The sequence below is a fragment of the Nonomuraea sp. NPDC005983 genome (genome assembly GCF_040614375.1).
Lineage (GTDB): Bacteria > Actinomycetota > Actinomycetes > Streptosporangiales > Streptosporangiaceae > Nonomuraea.
The window spans coordinates 36,966-56,116 of the sequence record NZ_JBEXUP010000036.1 but is presented as its reverse complement, the minus strand read 5'-3'; the positions used below and the strand labels follow the sequence as shown (position 1 = coordinate 56,116).

20 protein-coding genes are annotated in these 19,151 nt (G+C 69.4%); 12 read left to right on the top strand and 8 right to left on the bottom strand.

What is annotated here, in order from left to right:
• The first annotated feature begins 558 nt into the window (after positions 1 to 558).
• From ABZ297_RS18380 to ABZ297_RS18370, 3 genes are all read left to right on the top strand, one after another.
• Positions 559 to 1,935: an MBL fold metallo-hydrolase gene (locus tag ABZ297_RS18380; RefSeq protein ID WP_355347006.1), complete on the top strand. Its 1,377-nt coding sequence runs from the start codon at positions 559 to 561 to the stop codon at positions 1,933 to 1,935.
• 243 nt (positions 1,936 to 2,178) lie between these two features.
• Positions 2,179 to 2,757, top strand: coding sequence for a rhodanese-like domain-containing protein (locus ABZ297_RS18375; protein WP_355347002.1), 579 nt, complete (start codon positions 2,179 to 2,181; stop codon positions 2,755 to 2,757).
• A gap of 69 nt (positions 2,758 to 2,826) precedes the next feature.
• Positions 2,827 to 3,093, top strand: coding sequence for a metal-sensitive transcriptional regulator (locus tag ABZ297_RS18370; RefSeq protein WP_355346999.1), 267 nt, complete (start codon positions 2,827 to 2,829; stop codon positions 3,091 to 3,093).
• A 32-nt stretch (positions 3,094 to 3,125) separates the two neighbouring features.
• Here the strand turns inward: ABZ297_RS18370 and ABZ297_RS18365 are convergent, their stop codons facing one another.
• From ABZ297_RS18365 to ABZ297_RS18345, 5 genes are all read right to left on the bottom strand, one after another.
• Entirely contained in the window at positions 3,126 to 3,383 is a 258-nt protein-coding gene (locus ABZ297_RS18365) for a Tn3 family transposase (RefSeq protein WP_355346996.1), read from the bottom strand.
• Positions 3,384 to 3,509: 126 nt separating this feature from the next.
• Positions 3,510 to 4,490, bottom strand: a complete 981-nt coding sequence (locus tag ABZ297_RS18360; RefSeq protein WP_355346993.1) for an alpha/beta hydrolase — start codon at positions 4,488 to 4,490, stop codon at positions 3,510 to 3,512.
• Positions 4,491 to 4,733: 243 nt separating this feature from the next.
• Positions 4,734 to 5,573 (bottom strand): NAD(P)H-binding protein, encoded by an 840-nt coding sequence (locus ABZ297_RS18355; protein WP_355346990.1) that lies wholly within the window; start codon positions 5,571 to 5,573, stop codon positions 4,734 to 4,736.
• 334 nt (positions 5,574 to 5,907) lie between these two features.
• Positions 5,908 to 6,831, bottom strand: a complete 924-nt coding sequence (locus ABZ297_RS18350; RefSeq protein ID WP_355346987.1) for an RNA polymerase sigma-70 factor — start codon at positions 6,829 to 6,831, stop codon at positions 5,908 to 5,910.
• Positions 6,828 to 6,953, bottom strand: coding sequence for a hypothetical protein (locus ABZ297_RS18345; RefSeq protein ID WP_355346984.1), 126 nt, complete (start codon positions 6,951 to 6,953; stop codon positions 6,828 to 6,830). The genes ABZ297_RS18350 and ABZ297_RS18345 overlap by 4 nt, the downstream gene beginning before the upstream one ends.
• Positions 6,954 to 7,893: 940 nt before the next feature.
• On the opposite strand from ABZ297_RS18345, the gene ABZ297_RS18340 reads away from it, so the two are divergent.
• From ABZ297_RS18340 to ABZ297_RS18330, 3 genes are all read left to right on the top strand, one after another.
• Entirely contained in the window at positions 7,894 to 9,093 is a 1,200-nt protein-coding gene (locus ABZ297_RS18340; protein WP_355346981.1) for an FAD-dependent oxidoreductase, read from the top strand.
• A 17-nt stretch (positions 9,094 to 9,110) separates the two neighbouring features.
• A complete protein-coding gene (locus ABZ297_RS18335; RefSeq protein ID WP_355346978.1) occupies positions 9,111 to 10,067 on the top strand; it encodes a sigma-70 family RNA polymerase sigma factor in 957 nt (318 codons plus the stop codon).
• Positions 10,068 to 10,169: 102 nt separating this feature from the next.
• Complete coding sequence (locus ABZ297_RS18330; RefSeq protein WP_355346975.1) at positions 10,170 to 10,421, top strand: hypothetical protein; 252 nt, start codon at positions 10,170 to 10,172, stop codon at positions 10,419 to 10,421.
• Between the two features lie 381 nt (positions 10,422 to 10,802).
• Here the strand turns inward: ABZ297_RS18330 and ABZ297_RS18325 are convergent, their stop codons facing one another.
• Positions 10,803 to 11,654 carry an SDR family NAD(P)-dependent oxidoreductase gene (locus ABZ297_RS18325; protein WP_355346972.1) on the bottom strand — a complete coding sequence of 284 codons (852 nt, stop codon included), beginning with the start codon at positions 11,652 to 11,654 and terminating at the stop codon, positions 10,803 to 10,805.
• Positions 11,655 to 11,906: 252 nt separating this feature from the next.
• On the opposite strand from ABZ297_RS18325, the gene ABZ297_RS18320 reads away from it, so the two are divergent.
• From ABZ297_RS18320 to ABZ297_RS18310, 3 genes are read left to right on the top strand one after another with little or no spacing between them, the layout of a single operon-like run.
• Complete coding sequence (locus ABZ297_RS18320) at positions 11,907 to 12,935, top strand: RNA polymerase sigma-70 factor (protein WP_355346969.1); 1,029 nt, start codon at positions 11,907 to 11,909, stop codon at positions 12,933 to 12,935.
• A 10-nt stretch (positions 12,936 to 12,945) separates the two neighbouring features.
• Entirely contained in the window at positions 12,946 to 14,169 is a 1,224-nt protein-coding gene (locus tag ABZ297_RS18315) for a cytochrome P450 (RefSeq protein ID WP_355346966.1), read from the top strand.
• A 7-nt stretch (positions 14,170 to 14,176) separates the two neighbouring features.
• Positions 14,177 to 14,374 carry a (4Fe-4S)-binding protein gene (locus ABZ297_RS18310; protein ID WP_355346963.1) on the top strand — a complete coding sequence of 66 codons (198 nt, stop codon included), beginning with the start codon at positions 14,177 to 14,179 and terminating at the stop codon, positions 14,372 to 14,374.
• Between the two features lie 262 nt (positions 14,375 to 14,636).
• Here ABZ297_RS18310 and ABZ297_RS18305 read toward each other — a convergent pair whose 3' ends face one another.
• Positions 14,637 to 15,245, bottom strand: a complete 609-nt coding sequence (locus ABZ297_RS18305) for an XRE family transcriptional regulator (RefSeq protein WP_355346960.1) — start codon at positions 15,243 to 15,245, stop codon at positions 14,637 to 14,639.
• A gap of 87 nt (positions 15,246 to 15,332) precedes the next feature.
• Between ABZ297_RS18305 and ABZ297_RS18300 the strand changes: the two genes are divergently transcribed.
• From ABZ297_RS18300 to ABZ297_RS18290, 3 genes are read left to right on the top strand one after another with little or no spacing between them, the layout of a single operon-like run.
• Positions 15,333 to 15,959, top strand: coding sequence for a class I SAM-dependent methyltransferase (locus tag ABZ297_RS18300; protein ID WP_355346957.1), 627 nt, complete (start codon positions 15,333 to 15,335; stop codon positions 15,957 to 15,959).
• Positions 15,960 to 15,997: 38 nt separating this feature from the next.
• Positions 15,998 to 16,498 (top strand): DinB family protein, encoded by a 501-nt coding sequence (locus tag ABZ297_RS18295; protein WP_355346954.1) that lies wholly within the window; start codon positions 15,998 to 16,000, stop codon positions 16,496 to 16,498.
• Between the two features lie 25 nt (positions 16,499 to 16,523).
• Positions 16,524 to 17,552, top strand: a complete 1,029-nt coding sequence (locus ABZ297_RS18290) for an alpha/beta hydrolase (protein ID WP_355346951.1) — start codon at positions 16,524 to 16,526, stop codon at positions 17,550 to 17,552.
• Between the two features lie 306 nt (positions 17,553 to 17,858).
• Here ABZ297_RS18290 and ABZ297_RS18285 read toward each other — a convergent pair whose 3' ends face one another.
• Positions 17,859 to 18,995, bottom strand: a complete 1,137-nt coding sequence (locus ABZ297_RS18285) for a helix-turn-helix domain-containing protein (RefSeq protein ID WP_355346948.1) — start codon at positions 18,993 to 18,995, stop codon at positions 17,859 to 17,861.
• Positions 18,996 to 19,151: the final 156 nt, after the last annotated feature.

The window sequence follows — 19,151 nt, the reverse complement described above, 5'->3', positions numbered from 1 at the left end:
TCAGCTCCGACTGCGGCCCGTGGAGCATCGACAACACCTTTGTCGACAGGCAGGAGAGCGCGCTCCACCGCCTCGGCGAGGAGGAAGGCCGGCGCAGCGCTCGATCATGCCGACCAGCCCGCTCCCCGTTGGCCGGCCCCCAAGTCACTCGGCCGACTTTGTGCTGATCTCCTGAAGCCGCAGTTGCAGGGCGACCGCCCGGCAGGCCGTCAGCCGGCCGGAGTCCAGCAGCCGCAGCGCCGGCCGCTCGGTGAGGCAGTCGTCCTGCCGTTGACCGCACCGGTCGGCGAAGGCGCACTGGCAGGCGACGAGCCAGAGGAGCGATGATCGCCGGGCATGGAGGCAATGCGTTCATGTCACCCACGGCCCTACCACGGTGTCCACTACCGGCAGGCGGTCCCGTTCCGGAGCCGGGCTGCCGGGCGGTGGTCGCCGCAGATGCCGTGCGATACCCCCATAGGTATTTTGTCGATACCCCTATGGGTATGTACCCTGGATCCAGATACCCCTCCGGGTATTTTGATCCAATACCCCATGGGTATCGCGTAGGGAGTGTTCATGTACTTCGTCGAGACTCTGGCTCTGGCCGGCCTGGGCAACCGCAGCTACCTGGCGGGTGGCAGGTCGGCGGCCGTGGTGGTGGACCCGCCCCGGGACTTCGACCAGGTGATCGCCCTCGCGGCCAGGCGCGGCGTGCGGATCACCCATGTCGCCGAGACGCACGTCCACAACGACTACGTCACCGGCGGTCTGGAGCTGGCCCGTGTGGTGGGCGCGCAGTACCTGGTTCCGGCCGATGCGGAGGTCTTCTTCGAGCGAACCGCTGTCGCCGACGGCGACAGTGTGATCATCGACGCCGCGTCGGGTCTGGTGCTGCGGGCCATGGCCACTCCCGGCCACACCCCGCACCACACCTCCTACGTCCTGGAGGAGGACGGCACGGCGGTCGCGGCCTTCACCGGCGGTTCCCTGCTCATCGGCGCGGTCGGCCGCCCGGATCTGGTCGAGCCCACGCTGACCGCGCGGCTCGCCCGCGCCCAGCACGCCTCGGCGCACCGGCTGGCCGACGAGCTCGACGACGACGTGCGCGTGATGCCCACCCACGGCTTCGGCAGCTTCTGCGCCGCCACCCAAGCCTCGGGCGAGTCCACCACCATCGGCGAGCAGAAGAAGACCAACAGCGCCCTGCTGCAGGACACGGAGACCTTCGTCGCCGAGCTGCTCGCCGGACTCGACGACATACCCGCCTACTACACCCACATGGGCCCGGCCAACGCCGCCGGCCCGGCGCCCGTTGACCTCACGCCGCCGCGCCGCGCCGACGCCGCCGAGATACGCCGCCGCCTCCAGGACGGCGAGTGGGTGGTCGACCTGCGCAACCGCATCGCCTACGCCGACGGTCATGTCGCGGGGACCTACAACTTCGACCTCGACGGCCAGCTCGCCACCCACCTGCCCTGGCTGCTGCCGTGGGGTCGCCCCGTCACCCTGCTCGCCGAGACACCCGAGCAGATCGCCCGCGCCCAGCGCGAACTGGTGAGGGTCGGCATCGATCGCCCCGCGGCTGCGGCCACCGGCAGCCCGCTGGACTGGGCGGGGAGCGAGGGCCTTCGGGCCTTCGATCGCAGCGACTTCCAGGGCCTGGCCGCCGCCCGGGCCGACGGATCCCGGCCGTTCGTCGTGGACGTACGCCGCAACTCAGAGCGCGCCGCCGCCCGGATCGAGGACACCGTCCACATCCCACTGCACGAACTGCGCGCCCGCATCAGCGAGATACCCGCGGACATCACCGTGTGGGTGCACTGCGCCGGAGGCGTGCGCGCCGCCATCGCGGCCTCCCTGCTGGACGCGGCCGGACACCGGGTGGTCGCCGTGGACGACGGATTCGACCAGGCCGAGAGCGCGGGCCTGTCCGTCCTGCGCGGCGCACTCTGAGACGTCCGCGAAACGCAGGAGTGGGACGCCGGACTGCCGGTGGTCGACGGCCACAGCCGACCGGGTCGGGTGGTGTGAGGTGCTGGTCATCCTGACGGGCACGGCGATCAGCCTCCTGCTCGTCGCCGGCGCCATGGCCGCTCAGACCGTCCTTACCTAACTCCCTACCGTTTCCTCCGCGGCCCATCCGCAGACCTGGCCCGCCCTTCATCCGGGCCGAGGCACACCATGACAAGGAGCACCATGCCCGCCCCTACCCTCCACCTCACCGTGGCCGAACTCCACCGCCTCCACCACGCCACGACCGTCATCGACGTACGCACCCGAGCCGAGTACACCACCGGCCACGTCCCCGGCGCCGTGAACATCCCCCTGGATCAGCTGCACCACGCCGTTCCCGCACTGCGCGAGGCCGCCCACCGCCGGCCCCTCGTGGTCGTCTGCGCGTCCGGCGCGCGCTCGGAGAACGCCCGCGGCCAGCTGGAGCGCGCCGGCGTACCGGCCCGCTCTCTGAACGGCGGGACCGCCGCCTGGACCGCGGCCGGCCACCCGGTCGACCGCCCGGCGACCGCAGGCCACGGCCACCACATCTGGCCGATGGACCGCCAGGTCCGCCTCGCCGCAGGCGCCCTGATCCTGCTCGCACTCGTCGCCGACCTGGCGCTTCCAGGAGCGCGGCTGCTGTCCGCTGCAGTGGCCGCGGGCCTGGTCTACTCCGCCCTGAGCAACACCTGCGGCATGGCCGCGCTCCTCGGCAAACTGCCGTTCAACCGCCCGCCCAAGGCCGACCTGGAGGCAGCGCTGGCCGCACTGCGGGCCTGAACCACACCCGATCCATACCCCCGGGGGTACAGGTATCATGGCAGAAAGGTCCGACAAGGGAGGCATCCGGTGCAGGTAGAAGAAGAAGCGGTGAGCGCCGTGCTCAACCGCCTGCGCAGGGCCCAGGGTCAGCTGGCCGGCGTCATCGCGATGATCGAGGCAGGACGCGACTGCAAGGACGTCGTCACCCAGCTCGCCGCCGTCTCCCGCGCCCTCGACCGAGCCGGCTTCAAGATCGTGGCCAGCGGCATGCGGCAGTGCCTGGCCGCCGCCGACGGCGACACGCCCCCGATGTCCGAGGCGGAGCTGGAGAAACTCTTCCTCGCCCTGGCCTGACGACCGCGCCGGGACCGCCAAGCTCCTCGGCATCAGCCCCGGCACCTTCTACTACAACCACATCCCCGACCTGCTGCCTCTACGAGAGCAGGGTCTCCTACGGCGAACAGCCAGGCCAACGCGGCTTCGATGTCGACAGTGATGAACCCGAAGAAGTTGATGTTCTCGCGGTGGCCAGGGGCGATGAACGACAACAGTTCGTCGAGGACGTCGCGGCCCTGGGCGCGCAGCTCGCCGATCGCCTTGGCGTGGTACTCGGTGGTCCAGGTGATCGCGCGATGCGCGACCATGCCGTGCTGGCCGCGCTGCCGGCGCGGCCCTGTCTGGCAGCCGGGCGCACCTGCGGCGCGTGGGCAAGAACGCCTGGATCTCGTTCGCGTCTTGAGGCGTCTGCCTCCCGCAACGTCACGACGCGTTCAGCCCCCGGGTGTGGGGTCCAGGAAGGCGGTCAGGTGGGCGTTGACCGCGGCGGGATCGTCTTCATGGACATTGTGCCCCGCGCCCGGAACGACGTACACCGAAGAGCCGGGTATGCGTCGGCCGAGCACGTTCGCCTGCCACGGGGGGACGACGGTGTCTCGCTCGCCCCACAGCACCAAGGTGGGTGCGCTGATCTGCCCCAGGTGCCGGTCGACGAGCGACAGGTCGAGGTTGCGGACCTGCTTCCACATCGCCTCGCGATTGTCTGCGCGGCTGAGCGGCACCCAGTAGGCATGGGCGGTTTCGGGGGTGAGCCGCTCGCGATGGACGTAGGCCGCCTTGAGCCCGGAAACGTACAGGTCCTCAGTCATCAGCTTTGTCATCGCCTCTCCGATCACCGGGATGCGCATCAGCCGCAGGTTCTGGTTGAGCTCGGTGTCGAGTGCCAACGGCGCCATGAGCACGAGCCGGTCCACCCGTTCCGGTTCCTGCCAGGCGAAGGACAGCGCGACCGAACCGCTCAGCGAGTGGGCGACGATGGAGGCTCGAGGAAGCCCCACGGCGTCCATGAACTCTCCCAGCGCGTTGGTCATCGCCGGAACGTCGTAGCCGAAGTCGTCGTCACGCACGGTCGTGTATCCGTTGCCCGGCAGGTCCACCGCGTATACGGTGTGGTCGGCCGCGAGCGCAGGGATGACGTCGCGGTAGGTGTGGATCCACTGCGTGCCACCGGGAAGCAGGACGACTGGGGGCCCGTCGCCGGTCCTGCTGTAGTGGAAGCGGGCGACGGCGGTGTCGACAAAACGCGACTGGCTCAGCGGGGAGGTAGCCGAGCCGCGGGCTTCTGGAGGTTGCCACACATACGCGATCAGCAACGTGGCGGTGACGGCGAGAGCCAGCAACATCACCAGGGTTGTCAGCGTTCGGCGGGCCCAGCGCTTTCCCGGCCTGGACTGCTGGTCAATCTCCTGCGCCATTCTTTCCGTCTCCTTGTCGTGGTCGCACGTGTACGCACCTCACCTATCGGACTAGGTCTGTGACACCCGCAATCAGTGATCCAGCTCTCCGCTCCCCGCGGCAGTCGATCAAGATCATGAGGAGGATCAAGTAATGACGCCACGCTCAGAGTGCCGGCGGGTGGAGGAGCTCCCACCGCTGCGGGAGACCGAGCAGCCCGTGCCCCGGATGTGCCCGGAGGCGCACATCCGGGGCGGTCACCGTCAGGCCGAGGTTGAGCCGAAGTCCGCCGCGCGGTGGGCGACCCACTGGGCGTAGGTGAAGGCCGGTCGACCGGTGACCTCCTCGACCGTCGGGACTGTTTGTGCGATCTTGCCGTCTCTCGCGGCGAGCCCGTCGATGAACTCGCCGATCACCGGCGCAGGCATTCCGTGGCGCAGCATCTGCTCCTGGAACTGTTCACGGGGTTGCTCCTCGAACCGCAGCGGCCGTCCGATCGTCTCCGCGATGATCCGCACGCGGTCGATCTGGGTCAGCGACTGCGGCCCGGTGAGCAGGAACGCCTCGCCGACACGCTGATCGAGGAGGGCGCGTACGGCTACCGCGGCGATGTCGCGCGGGTCGACGGGGGCCAGGGCGGCGTTGCCGTACACGCCGCGGACGACCCCGCCGCCCGTGATCTGGGGTGCCCAGACCAGGTCGTTGGTCATGAACGCGTCGGGGCGCACGAAGGTCCACGGCAACCCGGACGCCTCGACGGCGCGTTCCAGTTTCAGGTGCCCTTCACCGATCAACCCAGGCGGGGAGTAGGTGACGGACGAGGAGGACAGCAGCACGACATGTTGCAGGTGGGCTTGGCGGGCCGCTTCGAGGAATCCGTCGAGGGCGTTGAAGACGGGGAACAGGAATGCCCGGTCGACGCCGGACAGCGCTTCGGCCAGGGCTTCCGGGCGGGCCAGGTCACCGGGAACGACCTCGGCCTGGTCCGGGATTGAACGGTCGGCTGGGTTGCGGGTGAGGACGCGTACCTTCTCACCCGCGTCGAGCAGTTGGTGGACGATGTTGGCGCCGACGTTTCCGGTGCCACCGGTTACCAGGATCATGGACGATATCTCCTTCATTTTCTTTTCTTCTGGCCGGTTGTCGACGCGGGCTCTGTTCGGCCCACGACGAGAAATCCGGCTGGGGCAGGGTTGTCGATGGTGTGGCCGAGGGCAGGCGAGATCCGTGCCCCGGGTAGAGGCCTGCAGAAGTCGGAGGCTTGGCCACAACTCGGAGCTCCTGCAGCTCCGCCGGCGCGAGCGCGGATCAGCAGCCCCTCGGTACAGCTGATGCGTTCGCGCAGGTCATGTGAGCACGCGGGCCGGCGGCCGCGGCAGATGCGGCTGCCGTGGGACACCCTCATCGCCGGCGCACCAGCGCTGGCGGCGCTGGTGGTCAGTTCGTGGGACGGCGGGCCTGGTTCGTCTCGCGGATGACCGCCCAGGCGTCCGCGACCGGACCCAGGTGTTCGAGCTTGTCCGGGTTGATTACCGTGCGGATTGCCTGGATCTGTCCGTCGAGAATGTCGAGCGTCCAGGTGTTGATGACCTTGCCGTCCCGGTCGCGGAAGATCGCGCCTGGCTGGCCGTTCACCTGATGCGGCTCCACGACGCCGCCGATCTGGGCGAACAGCGAGACAAGGACGGCCAGTGCCCGGGCCACGTTGTCGGCGCCGAAGACGCCCTTGCCCCACTGCGGGGCCTTGCCGCCGCTGTCGCTGACCATGTGCACGTCGGCGGCGAGGAGCTCGGCCAGCCCTTCGACGTCTCCTTGCCTGAAGGCGTCGAAGAACCGTTCGGCGAGTTCCTCGCGCTCGGTTCGGTCAGCCTCGAACCGGGGCCTGCCCGCTTGCATGTGGCGACGCGCCCGCGCCGCGAGCTGGCGGCACGCGGCCTCCGAGCGCCCGACGGCGGTGGCGATCTCGGGGAAGTCGAAGGCGAACACCTCCCGCAGCACGAAGACCGCGCGCTCGAGCGGGCTGAGCCGTTCGAGCAGGAGCAGGGCCGCCGTCGACACCGAGTCGGCCAGCTCCGCCGACCGTGCCGGGTCCTGGTAGGGGTCGGTCAGCAGCGGCTCGGGAAACCACGGCCCGACGTACTCCTCCCGCCGGGCCCGGGCCGAGCGCAGCACGTCGATCGAGATGCGGGTCACCACGGCCGACAGGAAGGACTTGGTCGAGGCGGGCTCGGTGGGCGTGGTGTGGTAGCGCAGCCACGTCTCCTGGACCGCGTCCTCGGCCTCGCTCACGCTGCCCAGGATCCGGTAGGCGATGGAGAACAGCAGCGGCCGCAGTTCCTCGAACTCCTCGGCGCGGGTCATGCCAGCTCTTCCTTCAAGCCCTGCCGCCAGGAGGGGTAGCGCAGCTGCCAGCCGAGCTCCCGCTCGGCCTTGGTGTTGGAGAGGCCGCGCTCCTCGGTCCCACCAGCCACGAACACCCGCATGACCATCACCTTCCCGTTCCCAAGCCTGTCTTCGATACCGAGACGAGACAGCCACTCCATCTGTGACATGAGGACGGAAAGTAGCCGACACCGGCGTGGCACGAGGCCGAGCAGCGAGAAGTCGGCGACCAGCACGTCGGGCTGGACGGGCGCGCAACTCGGCCAGCTTGTCTCGGGCGTAATCGGCCGCAGGGCCGCAGACAATGCGATCTCTCAGCCGCGCGAACGCGCCAATCGGCGTGCGGGCCTCGAAGTCCCTGAGGACGTCCTTGACCGGATCGGCGCCGTCGTCCAGGCGATCGGCTCTACGCCGCTGGCGGCGACCTCCTCGTGCGGTGACCTGTCGGCCAGCACCCCGGGCGCCGTGGCCGCGTTCGCGCAGCGCGGGCGACCGACAGGACGGGCGGCACGGCTCCGCCGCCGGACCAGATGGCAAACAGGAAGTATTAGAGCCCCAAACAAAATGATCTCTTCAGTGGCCGGCTGCGGCGCTGCCCCTCGCCGGGAATCATCGACTGGCGGCGTCTCGTCCGCTGATCTAACGTGACTGGCTATGGTCAGGGCCTGGTGGGTGCTCGGCGTCCTCATGGTGGTGAGCGGTGCCGCGCTCGGCTTCTTCTTCCCGAACCCATGGGGCTGGGACGGGCACAGCTCCCTGACGTGCGGAAGCGCCTTTCTCGGAGATGGCTATCAACCGAGCGACCCCCAGTGCCCCACTCGTCGGCTGCTATCAGGGAGCATTGCAGTGCTCCTCATCACCGCAGGCGCGATCTTGGCCTGGATGAACTTCCGAGCACGGCGCAGGGCAGTGAGGTCCGGCCTCTAGAGTTGGCCGGCGCTCCTGCCGCTCTGTGACCCATGCCACATGCAGTTCCTGTCAGCAATCGGGGCGCCGCTCCGCTCAACTCACAGAAAGCAAGCGAACCGACAGGAGCAACACATGAAGCACCGCATCGTCGTCCTCGGCGCCGGCTATGCCGGGGCCTACGTGGCCGGGACCCTGGCCCGCCGGCTGTCCCCAGCGGACACCGAGATCACCGTGGTCAACGCTGTGCCGGACTTCGTCCAGCGGCTGCGGCTGCACCAGCTCGCGGCCGGCCAGGAGATCGAGGCTCCACAGCTCGCCGACGTCTTCGCGGGCACGGGGATACGGCTGCGCCTGGCCCGTGTCACCGCCGTCGACCCCGAGCGCCAGGTCGTCGCCGTGGCCGACGCCGACGGCGGCGGCGAGCTCGGCTACGACACCCTTCTCTACGCGCTCGGCAGCCACGGCGACGACAGCGGCGTCCCCGGCGCGGCCGAGCACGCCTTCGACATCGCCGCCCGGCCCTCGGCGCTGCGCCTGCGCGAGCGCCTGGACAGCCTGGGCAGGCGGGGCGAAGGCGGGAGTGTGCTGGTCGTCGGCGACGGGTTGACCGGCATCGAGACCGCCACCGAGATCGCCGAATCCCGGCCCGGCCTGTCGGTGGCGCTGGTCGCCCGCGGCGAGCTGGGCGCCCGGCTCTCCGCCGGAGCCCGCAGCCACTTGCGCCAGGCCTGCGACCGGCTGGGCATCACCGTCCTGGAGCACACCAGCGTCGAAGCCGTCGAAGCGACGCGGGTGCTGTGCGCCGACGGCACCGCCCTGGCGTCCGACGCAACCGTGTGGACGGCTGGGTTCGCGGTCAACCCCATCGCCGCCGCCAGCGGGCTGGAGGTCACCGAGAACGGTCAGATCGTCGTCGATCGCACCATGCGGTCGGTCTCGCACCCGAACGTCTACGCCGCCGGCGACAGCGCCTACGCCATCGGCGACAACGGCCGGCCGCTGCCGATGTCCTGCGCTTCGGCCGGCTACACCGGCCGGCAGGCGATCCACGCGATCGTGGGACGCCTGACCGGCTGCAAGATTGCGAACATCAAGCTGGTCTACTGGGAAAACCACATCAGCCTCGGTCGGCGGGACGGGATCCTGCACCTGGTCGACGACGAAGGGCACGCAAAGCCGAAGTATGTGGGCGGCCGGAACGCCGTGCGGATCAAGGAGGGCATCGTCAAGACCTCGCTGTGGGCCACCTCGCACCCGACCTTCGGCGTGCCCAAGCGCCAGCGCCGCCTGGCCGCCGCGCCGCATGCGTCCGTCAAGACGGTGGTCGTGTAACGCCTAGGGTGGTCCGCGTGGACAGCACCGCCACTGACCGCTTCGACACCAGTCGGTTCGAGGCCAGCCGGAACCGACTGGCCTCGCTGGCGTACCGGCTGTTGGGCTCCGCCGCCGACGCCGAAGACGCCGTGCAGGATGTGTTCCTGCACTGGCAGGCCGCCGACCGGCAACGGATCAAGGTGCCGGAAGCATGGCTGACCAAGGTCGTCACCAACCTGTGCCTCGACCGGCTCCGCTCGGCACAAGCCCGCCGCGAACGCACCGTCGGCGCCTGGCTGCCCGAACCGCTCCTCGACGGCGACCCGATGCTCGGCCCGGCCGACACGTTCGAGCAGCGCGAATCGGTCTCCCTGGCCGTGCTGACGCTCATGGAGCGCCTGTCGCCCCTGGAGCGGGCCGTCTACGTCCTGCGCGAGGCGTTCTCCTACAGCCACGCCGAGATCGCCGAGATCCTCGACATCACCGAGTCCGCAAGCCAGCAGCACCTTCACCGGGCCCGGCGCCGCATCACCGCCGCGCGCCGCGGCGGCGGCGGCGAAGTCGACCCGGCCTCCGCCCGCAGGATCGTCGAGGAATTCCTCGCCGCCGCCTCCTCGGGCCGCACCGAACGGCTGGTGGCGCTGCTCACCGACGACGCGACCGCGATCTCCGACGGTGCCGGCCTGACCGAGAAGCTGCTGCAGTTCGACACTGCGCAGGGCATCGCCGCCGTCGCACGGGCCGGTTTCAAACCCACACCCGCCAAACGGCGACTCGCCGGCGGCACGCCCGCCATCCACTACGCGCTCGTCAACGGTGCACCCGCCATCCTCTTCGTGGTCGGCGAGCAGGTCATCGGCGCCGTGACGTTCGACATCACAGGCGGCAAGATCGCAACCGTGCGCGGCATCGCCGCCCCCACCCGCCTCGCCCGCCTCGCCGAAGCATGGCGGCAGGACGAACCGGACACGCCGCTCATCACCCAGTGGTGACCTGACGCCGACCGCGGCCAGGCGCAGCACCCGCGCTGCGATGAACCGTTCCCGGGCTTCGGACGCCAGCAGCCTGAGCCCATCAACCTGTCGTTCCCCGCCATGTGCATCGGCCTCGGGCGGCGCGCCGGCATCTTCCAGTTCGCCCACAAGGACGACACCGCGATGCGGCTCTACCTCGGCGGCCGCCCAGGCGCGAAGCCCAAGGAGCTCTCCTGCAAGGCCAGCGTCATGCATCTGGTGAACGAGGCACGCAAGCCCAGCTCGCACACCTGGCCCAAGGGCGGCATGCGCCAGGAGATCCTGCAGGCCAAGCGGGGCGGAACGCCGGCCACCACCGAACCAGCAGCCTAGCTCTACTACGTCCGCACTCCGGGTCGGTAAGACCGCTGTCACCAGGTACACGGAATTGCGTTAGCGCAGATCAGACTCCTTGCTGCGGCGCTGGCGAAAAGGTTCATGTGCGGCCAGCCGCGTGGCTGTCAAGCAGGTGGACGGGCCTCGCCGAGCCGGCTCGCGGTCTTGCCGACGCCGATGGCGTAGGCGCGGACGTCCGGGGTCAGGCACCGTCCAGAAATCTCTATCCCGAAAGCTGTACGGCTGGCCCAGCCGTACAGCTTTCGCACTCGCGACCACGACCGCGACGCCTGTTCAGCAACCTTGTCGAGCGCCGAACTCCAGCCGGGAGCGCGTCGGGCCGAGAAGAACAACGCGGCTCAAGGCTCGAACCGAGGGTCACCGACCTTCTTGATTGAGGTTGCCGTGAGCCTCGGCCGAAAGGTCCTGCCAGCCGGCCCAGGTCGTGAGCCGGTCGGCGTAGACCTGCTGGAGCATCGGGTAGAAGCCCAGGCCGAAGAGCACCCGCAGGGGCGGGTTGTCGGAGTCGACGATCTTGAGGAGTGCCTGGGCAGCGGCGGCCGGGTCGCCCGCGGGCTGCTTTCCCGCGAACCCGGCGATGCGCTGGCGGAGACCGTCGTAGATCGGGTTGGGCTCGGCCATGTAGCCGTTGGCGAGAGGATCGGGGTTCTTGCCGGAGCGGGTGGCGAAGCCGCCGGGCTCGACCACGGTCACCTTGATGCCGAAGCCGGCGACCTCCTGGGCGAGGGTTTCGTTCAGGGCTTCCAGGGCCCACTTGGAGGCCTGGTACGCGCCGCCGAGCGGCATCGCGATGAGCCCGGCCGCCGAGGACAACTGGATGATGTGCCCCGAGCGCTGCTCGCGCAGGTACGGCAGCGCGGCCTGGATCACCCACACCGCGCCGAACAGGTTGGTCTCCAGCTGGTCGCGCAGGTGCTCCTCGGTCAGCTCCTCGATCGCCCCCATCTGGGCGTAGCCGGCGTTGTTCACGACGACGTCGAGCCGACCGAAGTGCTCCTTGGCCCGCTGCACGCTCGCGAAGACGGCGGCCTTGTCGGTCACGTCCATCTCCAGCGGCAGCACCGCATTACCGTGGGCGGCGACCAACTCGTCGAGGCTCGCGCTGTTCCGGGCGGTCGCGGCCACCTTGTCGCCGCGGGACAGGGCGGCCTCGACGAAGTTGCGGCCGAGGCCGCGCGACGAGCCGGTGACGAACCAGACCTTGCTCATGATGTCTATCCGTTCTTCTGCAGTGGCGCTCGCGCGGTGGTGACCACGCGACGGGGCCAAGGCGATCACTCGTGGAGTCCTGTGCCGCGGTTCGTTCGCGCGGCGTCCTGACGAGCATGAGGCGTCCGCGACCCGAGCTTTGTGACAGTGCGGGCGTGTGACGTACGCCACCACTCATGGGTGTCACACATCGGTGAGAGCCGGCGCCTTATGCATGGAGCAAGTCGAGAAGCGCACAGGTGGGAGCCGTCCATGAACGAGCACAGCGAGCCGAAGACGGGCGCACCCGGGCCGCCCGCCGATGGCGGCCGGACGGACTCCACCGAGGCGTTCCTCACCCACCGCAACCTGCTCTTCACCGTCGCGTACGAGATGCTCGGATCGGCGACCGATGCCGAAGACGTCCTGCAGGAAGCCTGGCTGCGGTGGATGAAGGTCGATGTGGGGCAGGTGCACGACCAGCGCGCCTACCTGGTCCGGATCACGACCCGGCGGGCGCTCGACTGGCTGCGCATGATGCGGCGCCGCAAGGAGGCCTACGTCGGCTGCTGGCTGCCGGAGCCGCTGCTCACCGCGCCAGACGTGGCCGAGGACGTCGAGCTCGCCGAAAGCGTGTCGATGGCGCTCATGCTCGTCCTCGAGACGCTGTCGCCGACCGAGCGCGCCGTCTTCGTGCTGCGCGAGGCCTTCGATGTCAGTTACGACGAGATCGCGGCCGCCGTCGGCAAGAGCCCCGCGGCCGTCCGCCAGATCGCCCACCGCGCCCGACGCCACGTTGAAGCCCGCCGCCCTCGCGAGACGGTCTCCCCCGGCGAGGCCCGGGCGGTGTTGGAGTCGTTCCAGCGCGCGCTCGAAGCCAAGGACCTGCAGGGCCTGCTTGACGTGCTCGCCCCCGAGGTCGTGGCCATCAGCGACGGCGGCGGCGTCAAGCAGGCCACGCCGCGTCCGATCATCGGCGCCGACAAGGTGGCCCGCTTCATCGTCGGCGGCCTCGGCAAGGCCCAAGTCGCGCTCACCGGTGACCCCACCCTGGTCAACGGCGACCCGGCACTCATCCTCCGCGTGAACGGCGAGATCGACGGCGTCATCGCGCTCCGGGTCGAGGACGCCCGCATCACCGGCCTCTACTACGTCCGCAACCCGCAGAAGCTGACCCGCATCGAATCCGCGACCCCACTCACCCTCGGAGGGAAGCCAGGCGCGGTGCCTGGTCAGCCGCCGGTGTTCACCGCAGAACAAGCCCGATCAGCTCCGAGCAAACTCAGCCAGATCTCTAACTAGGAGGTTATTCATGACGACGAACATCAACGGCGAACTCGCCGGCCTGGAACTGCCGGTCGAGCGGAGCTGCCCGTTCGCCTCGCCCGCCGCCTACGAGCGACTGCGCGAGCAGGCGCCGATCAGCAAGGTCCGCCTGAGCAGCGGCGGCGAGGCGTGGTGGGTGTCTGGCCATGAGGAGGCCCGTGCCGTCCTCGCCGACGGCCGCTTCTCCTCCGACAAGCGCAAGGACGGCTTCCCGCTCTTCACCCTCGATGCGGCGACCCTGAAGCAGCTCCGCAGCCAGCCGCCGTTGATGCTCGGCATGGACGGCGCGGAGCACGCTGCGGCCCGGCGTCCGGTGATCGGCGAGTTCACCGTGAAGCGGCTGGCCGCGCTGCGCCCGCGGATTCAGGACATCGTCGACCACTTCATCGACGACATGCTCGCCACCGATCAGCGCCCGGTCGACCTGGTGCAGGCGCTGTCCCTGCCGGTGCCCTCGCTGGTGATCTGCGAACTGCTCGGCGTCCCCTACACCGACCACGACTTCTTCCAAAGCCGCACCACCATGATGGTGCGCCGGACCTCGCTGGAAGACCGCCAACGAGCCTTCGCCGAACTGCGCGCCTACATCGACGACCTGGTCACCCGCAAGGAGTCCGAACCCGGCGACGACCTGTTCGGCCGGCAGATCGCCCGGCAACGCCAGAAGGGCACCGTCGACCACGCGGGCCTGGTGAGCCTGGCGTTCCTGCTGCTGACCGCCGGACACGAGACCACGGCGAACATGATCTCGCTCGGCGTGGTCGGGCTGCTCTCCCATCCGGAGCAACTGGCCTTGGTCAAAGCCGACTCCAGCAGGACGCCCATGGCCGTGGAGGAACTGCTGCGCTACTTCACCATCGCCGACGGGGTCACCTCCCGGCTCGCCACCGAAGACGTGCAGATCGGCGGGGTGAGCATCAAGGCCGGCGAGGGCGTCATCGCCTCGACCCTGTCGGCCAACTGGGACCCGGCGGCGTTCAAGAATCCAGCCGAACTGGACGTCGAGCGCGGGGCTCGCCACCACCTCGCCTTCGGATTCGGCCCGCACCAGTGCCTCGGCCAGAACCTGGCCCGGATGGAACTGCAGATCGTCTTCGACACGCTGTTCCGCCGCATCCCCACCCTGCGGCTCGCCGCACCGGCCGAGGACCTGCCGTTCAAGACCGACGCCGTCATCTACGGCGTTCACGAACTCCCCGTCACCTGGTGAGCAGGACATGATGCGGATCAAAGCGGACACCGGCCTCTGCGTCGGCTCCGGCCAGTGCGTCCTGACCGAGCCGGCCGTCTTCGACCAAGACGACGACGGCGTCGTGGCCCTGCTGACCGATCACCCCGACGACCAGAGTGCCGCACAGGCGCGCCACGCCATCACCCTGTGCCCGTCCCGGGCCCTGTCCATCCTGCGGGAGTGAGTACACCCAGTTGGATGATGCGTCCGTGCTGGTAGGGGGCGACGACGTCGGCTTAGGTCAGACCTTGCCTCCAGCGCCGCGTTCGGCCCGCCGATACCTGGAATGCCACTCGGTAAATGGGGGCTGGAGCTGGGGCCGGAGCGGTGCCGACGGGCTGCGCGAAATGGTCGAGCACCTGCCGAACGCCATCCTGTGGCGCCTTGAGAAGATCGATCACAGCCCCACCGGACGCGGTCGTGCGCCGCGTTCTCGCCTTCCTCGATCAGGTGGAGAAGCTTCCGTCGTGAGACGACCGATGGGGGCCGGCGCGCACGTGCGAACGCACCCCTTGCAGGCCGAACAGGATGAGAAGCTCGACCGCTCCGCCATCGGCGCTGCCCAGCCAGTGCGGCAAGGACGTGTCGAACTCGGCTGCCTCACCGGGCGGCAACGTCAGGTCGCGCTCGCCGAGCACCAGCCGCAGGCGACCGTTGAGCACGTACAGCCATTCGAAGCCTTCGTGAGTCTGCGGGGACGGTTCGAGCGGTTCCGGTTGAGCGGGGATGATCATCTTGAACGCATGCACCCCGCCCTGCCGCCGGGACAAGGGCACGAAGATCATCCCGAACTGTCTGATCGGCTTCAGGTGGATCCGGGGGTCGCCGGTGCGCGGGGCGCCGACGAGATCGTCCAACGGAACGCCGTAAGTGCGAGCCAGCGGCAGCAGCAACTCCAGAGTCGCCCGGCGCTGCCCGCTCTCCAGCCGCGACAGGGTGCTCTCCGACACCCCGGTCGTCGCCGCGAGGGCAGCGAGGGTGATGCCGCGGTTACGACGCAGCGCACGCAGCCGCGGCCCCACCGCGTCAAGCACGTCATCCGTTTCGCGATCCACGAGACCATCTTGCCAGAACCGCAAGATTCCGTGCCAGATCGTGGCACGCCTGGCGAGACTGAGCGCGTACCGACAGAAGGAGTCTTGATGAGCACCACCGATGCGGTCACGTTCTGGGACGGCGTCCACGCGGCCCGACCGGCAGCCGCCGACCCGCAGCCGAATGCTCGCCTCACCGAGACGACTACGAGCCTGCCGCCCGGCGACGCCTTGGACCTCGGATGCGGCGACGGCGGCGACGCGCTGTGGCTCGCCGGCCAGGGGTGGCACGTCACCGCCGCCGACATCTCGGCCGTGGCGGTCGAGCGGCTCGCCGCCCTCGCCCGCTCACACGGCCTGGGCGACCGCGTCATCGCCGAGCGGCATGACCTGCGCGGGTCCTTCCCGCAGGGCAGGTTCGACCTGATCTGCGCCCACTACCTGCACACCCCCTTCGATCTGGACAGGGCAACCGTCCTGCGCGCCGCCGCGCACGCGCTGCGCCTGGGCGGGCGGCTGCTGGTCGTCGACCACGGCTCGACCGCGCCGTGGTCGTGGAACCAGAATCCCGACGTTCGGTATCCGACTCCGCGGGAGGTCGCCGCAGGTATCGATCTGGACCCGGCGACGTGGACGGTCGAGCGGGCCGACGCACCCCGCCGGATCGCGATCGGACCGGGCGGGCGCACCGCCGAGGTCACCGACCACGTACTGATCATCCGCCGCACCACCTGACCCGGCGCCAGAGCCGCTCCCCCACAAAGGAGACCACCATGCCCACCGCCTCCGCCCGCAACCGCCGCAGCGACACCCCGCCGCCCCGGACCGGAAGCAGCGAGACCGCGATCCTGCGCGAATTCCTCGACTGCCTCCGGACCTCGATCGCCGCGAAGGTCGACGGTGCACCCGAACCGCAGGTCCGAACAGCAGCAGTGCCGTCGGGCACGAACCTGCTCGGCCTGCTCAACCACCTGACTTTCGTCGAGCGCTCGATGTTCCTCGGGGACCACGTCACCGACTGGCAGGCGACGTTCCAGGCTGCACCAGCCGACAGCGTGGCCGACGTCGTCGCCCGCTACCGAGAGACGGTCGAGCGCGCGAACGAAGTGCTCGACGGGTGCACCGATCTCGGCGCACCGATCCCTCGATCGCGGCCGGAACGCCCCGCTCCCAGCATCCGCTGGGCGCTCACCCACATGATCGAGGAGACCGGCCGCCACGCGGGCCACGCGGACATCCTCCGCGAACTGATCGACGGCGCGACCGGGCGCTGATCCACCTCCTTCAGGACAGGAACACATGATCACCGCAGCACGGCCGTTGTCGCGCCGCTTCCTCCGATCCGCGCGCACGGTGGCGACCATCACGCTCACCCTCCTGCTCACGCTCGGCACCGCGGCTTGTTCCACGCCGACAGCCGGCGATGTTCCCCCCTATGCCGTCGCCACCCAGGGCGATCCCCAGTTCAAGAACACCTTCCGACACGAGTTCGCCGACGTCGACGGCGTCCGCATGCACTACGTGACCGGTGGCAGCGGCACGCCTGTAGTGCTGATACACGGTTGGCCACAGACCTGGTACGGCTGGTGGCCGATCATGCCGGCACTCGCCAAGGACCACACCGTCTACGCTGTCGACCTTCCCGGACTGGGCGACAGCACCGGCTCACCGACCGGCTACGACAAAGCCACTCTGGCGCGGTACGTGCACATGCTGATCGCCGATCGGCTCGGGGTGCGTGACGCCCGCGTCGTCGGGCACGACTTCGGCGCCGCAGTAGCATTTCAGTACGCCAGCCAATTCCCCGACGACACCGCACGCCTCGGCTACTTCGACCTGCCGCTACCTGGGCCCGCGATCGATGCGTCCACGTACCGCTCACTGAGCTGGCACATCGCCTTTCACTCCCAGCGACGGGTCCCCGAGGCGGTCGTAGGCGACGACGTCCGCGAGTACCTGGCACTGTTTTATCCCCAGGTCTCGTTCGGTGGAACGGCGTTCGGTGGCACCTCTGATCGGTCCCCGTTCACCGACACCGAGATCAACGAGTACGCACGGACCTACAGCCGGCCCAAGGTCCTGTCGGGCGGCTTCGAGCTCTACCGCGCCCTCGGCAAGGACGTCCGCGATACCGTGGCAGCAGCACCGATACGCGTCCCGGCCCTGCTCATGACCGCCCAAGGGCAGCTCGATGCGATCCGAGCCACAGTGGTGCCGCGCATGACCAACATCGTGCGGGCGGTGGACGTGCCGAACGCAGGGCACTGGCTCGTCGAGGAGAATCCCCAGTTCATCACTGCGGAGCTACTGCGTTTCCTCGACGCATGACCGCCGGTCAGTGCCGCCTTGGGCGTCACTCTGGTGCTGGTCGCTGCCGCCGCGGTCGGGTTGATCGTGCTCGCCCTGATCGGACTCGGCTCGCCCGATCTCTCCCCCAAGGCAAGCTCGACATCACCAACCTGCTGGAGGTCATCAAGATCTCGCTCGCCGTGGTCGCCGGAGTCGGCGGCGTCGTGGCCCTGGTTGGCGCCTATCGCAAGCAGCGCCTGGCCGCCGTGCGCACGGCGGCCTTCGGCATGGCGCTCGTGACGCCGCCTCGCCCACCTGGGCCGCCGCCGGGAGCTCGTCAGCCGCTCACCAGCGACACGTGGCGCGGGCTGAGGATGCGGTCACGGTGTGGGTGTCATTGGCCTGATGAGGTTGGTTGGCCAAGATGAGAGTCAGGCGTCCGGGCCCAGGTACCGGCCAGGTGCCCAGGGTGACCCAGCTGCCGCGGTGGGTTGCCTGGTCGATGGTGACGGGTCCAGCCAGGTGCGGTGGGGTGGTGTTGTCGTCGTCGAGGTAGTAGGAGGCGGTGCCGGTTGAACGCCGGTCGTCGGCGATGAAAGCTTCGATGGTGCATCGCGCTTCAGGCCGGGTGTCGAAGTACCAGTTCACGAGCTGAGTGGCGTGGCCCAGTTCGGAGCCCACTTGCATGAACAGGGCGGTGCCGGTGCAGCCGTCCTTCGTCCAACCGCCGTCGGCCGGTCTCCAGCCAGGGTCGGCGTAGGACCATTCCTCCCGGCAGCCGATGCCGTGCACCGCGCTCCAGCGGCCGGCCTCGCCGGGCGGGGCAGTGGTGGGGCGTGCGGCTGGGTCTACCAAGGCCGTGCCGTCGGCCGGCGGCGTCGAGAGGGATAAGCCGGACGAGGTGCGCCCCGGGAGGGCCGCGGCGGTCGGATCGTGCAACAGCGACCACACTCCGAACATGATGGCGACAGCTCCCGCCGTCCCGGCGGCGATCGCGACGGTCCTTTGCCACCCGCGCCATCTGGGCGACCGGCGCCGGGCAGATGGCTCGGCTGACTCAGCGGCGGCGGCGGGATCGGCCGCAGCAGCCGGTATCGGCGGCAGGGCCGCAGGCCCTGTTCGCTCGGCGTCGGCGAGCGGCTGAGCCTCAGCGATGGCGGGATGCCCGCTCCGCTGCGCGGCGCGATCACTCTGGGCGGTGTGGATACGGTTGCGGCACTGTACCCACGGCTGCGGATCTTCGTTCAGTGCCGTGACGATAGCGCGGACCTGGTCGGCCGCGGGCAGCCGGATGCCGTTGAGCAGATCACCGATCGTCGACTTGGAGATATGCGTTCTGGCGGCCAGAGCGCGCAGCGACACCTCGTGACGGCGGCACAACGCACGCAGTGCCGCGGCCAGATCAGCGGCCGACACGCACTCCTTGAGCATCTGGTGGAGCTGTCCGTCCTGCTCGGACATCTGGTTGCCGCCGTTGGACACTGTCCGGCCCCTTCCTGTTTTCGCTGCTCCGTGGCTTGCTCTGGACGCTGGTGTCCGATCTTGTCCGCAGGTACCGACGGAACGTGGTGGACACGCCCGCATACCTCGCACAGTGGTCTCACCACTGGTCAAGGCGCCGACCTGAGGCATCCCTCC

Bases quoted from the DNA above. Each gene is read 5' to 3' on its own strand.
- ABZ297_RS18345 (WP_355346984.1), bottom strand. From the start codon at position 6,953: ATGCGGGTGTTCGTGGCTGGTGGGACCGAGGAGCGCGGCCTCTCCAAC.
- ABZ297_RS18325 (WP_355346972.1), bottom strand. From the start codon at position 11,654: ATGAGCAAGGTCTGGTTCGTCACCGGCTCGTCGCGCGGCCTCGGCCGC.
- ABZ297_RS18300 (WP_355346957.1), top strand. From the start codon at position 15,333: ATGAGCACCACCGATGCGGTCACGTTCTGGGACGGCGTCCACGCGGCC.
- ABZ297_RS18355 (WP_355346990.1), bottom strand. From the start codon at position 5,573: ATGATCCTGGTAACCGGTGGCACCGGAAACGTCGGCGCCAACATCGTC.
- ABZ297_RS18295 (WP_355346954.1), top strand. From the start codon at position 15,998: ATGCCCACCGCCTCCGCCCGCAACCGCCGCAGCGACACCCCGCCGCCC.
- ABZ297_RS18375 (WP_355347002.1), top strand. From the start codon at position 2,179: ATGCCCGCCCCTACCCTCCACCTCACCGTGGCCGAACTCCACCGCCTC.
- ABZ297_RS18315 (WP_355346966.1), top strand. From the start codon at position 12,946: ATGACGACGAACATCAACGGCGAACTCGCCGGCCTGGAACTGCCGGTC.
- ABZ297_RS18365 (WP_355346996.1), bottom strand. From the start codon at position 3,383: ATGGTCGCGCATCGCGCGATCACCTGGACCACCGAGTACCACGCCAAG.
- ABZ297_RS18360 (WP_355346993.1), bottom strand. From the start codon at position 4,490: ATGGCGCAGGAGATTGACCAGCAGTCCAGGCCGGGAAAGCGCTGGGCC.
- ABZ297_RS18310 (WP_355346963.1), top strand. From the start codon at position 14,177: ATGATGCGGATCAAAGCGGACACCGGCCTCTGCGTCGGCTCCGGCCAG.
- ABZ297_RS18330 (WP_355346975.1), top strand. From the start codon at position 10,170: ATGTGCATCGGCCTCGGGCGGCGCGCCGGCATCTTCCAGTTCGCCCAC.
- ABZ297_RS18290 (WP_355346951.1), top strand. From the start codon at position 16,524: ATGATCACCGCAGCACGGCCGTTGTCGCGCCGCTTCCTCCGATCCGCG.
- ABZ297_RS18380 (WP_355347006.1), top strand. From the start codon at position 559: ATGTACTTCGTCGAGACTCTGGCTCTGGCCGGCCTGGGCAACCGCAGC.
- ABZ297_RS18340 (WP_355346981.1), top strand. From the start codon at position 7,894: ATGAAGCACCGCATCGTCGTCCTCGGCGCCGGCTATGCCGGGGCCTAC.
- ABZ297_RS18350 (WP_355346987.1), bottom strand. From the start codon at position 6,831: ATGACCCGCGCCGAGGAGTTCGAGGAACTGCGGCCGCTGCTGTTCTCC.
- ABZ297_RS18320 (WP_355346969.1), top strand. From the start codon at position 11,907: ATGAACGAGCACAGCGAGCCGAAGACGGGCGCACCCGGGCCGCCCGCC.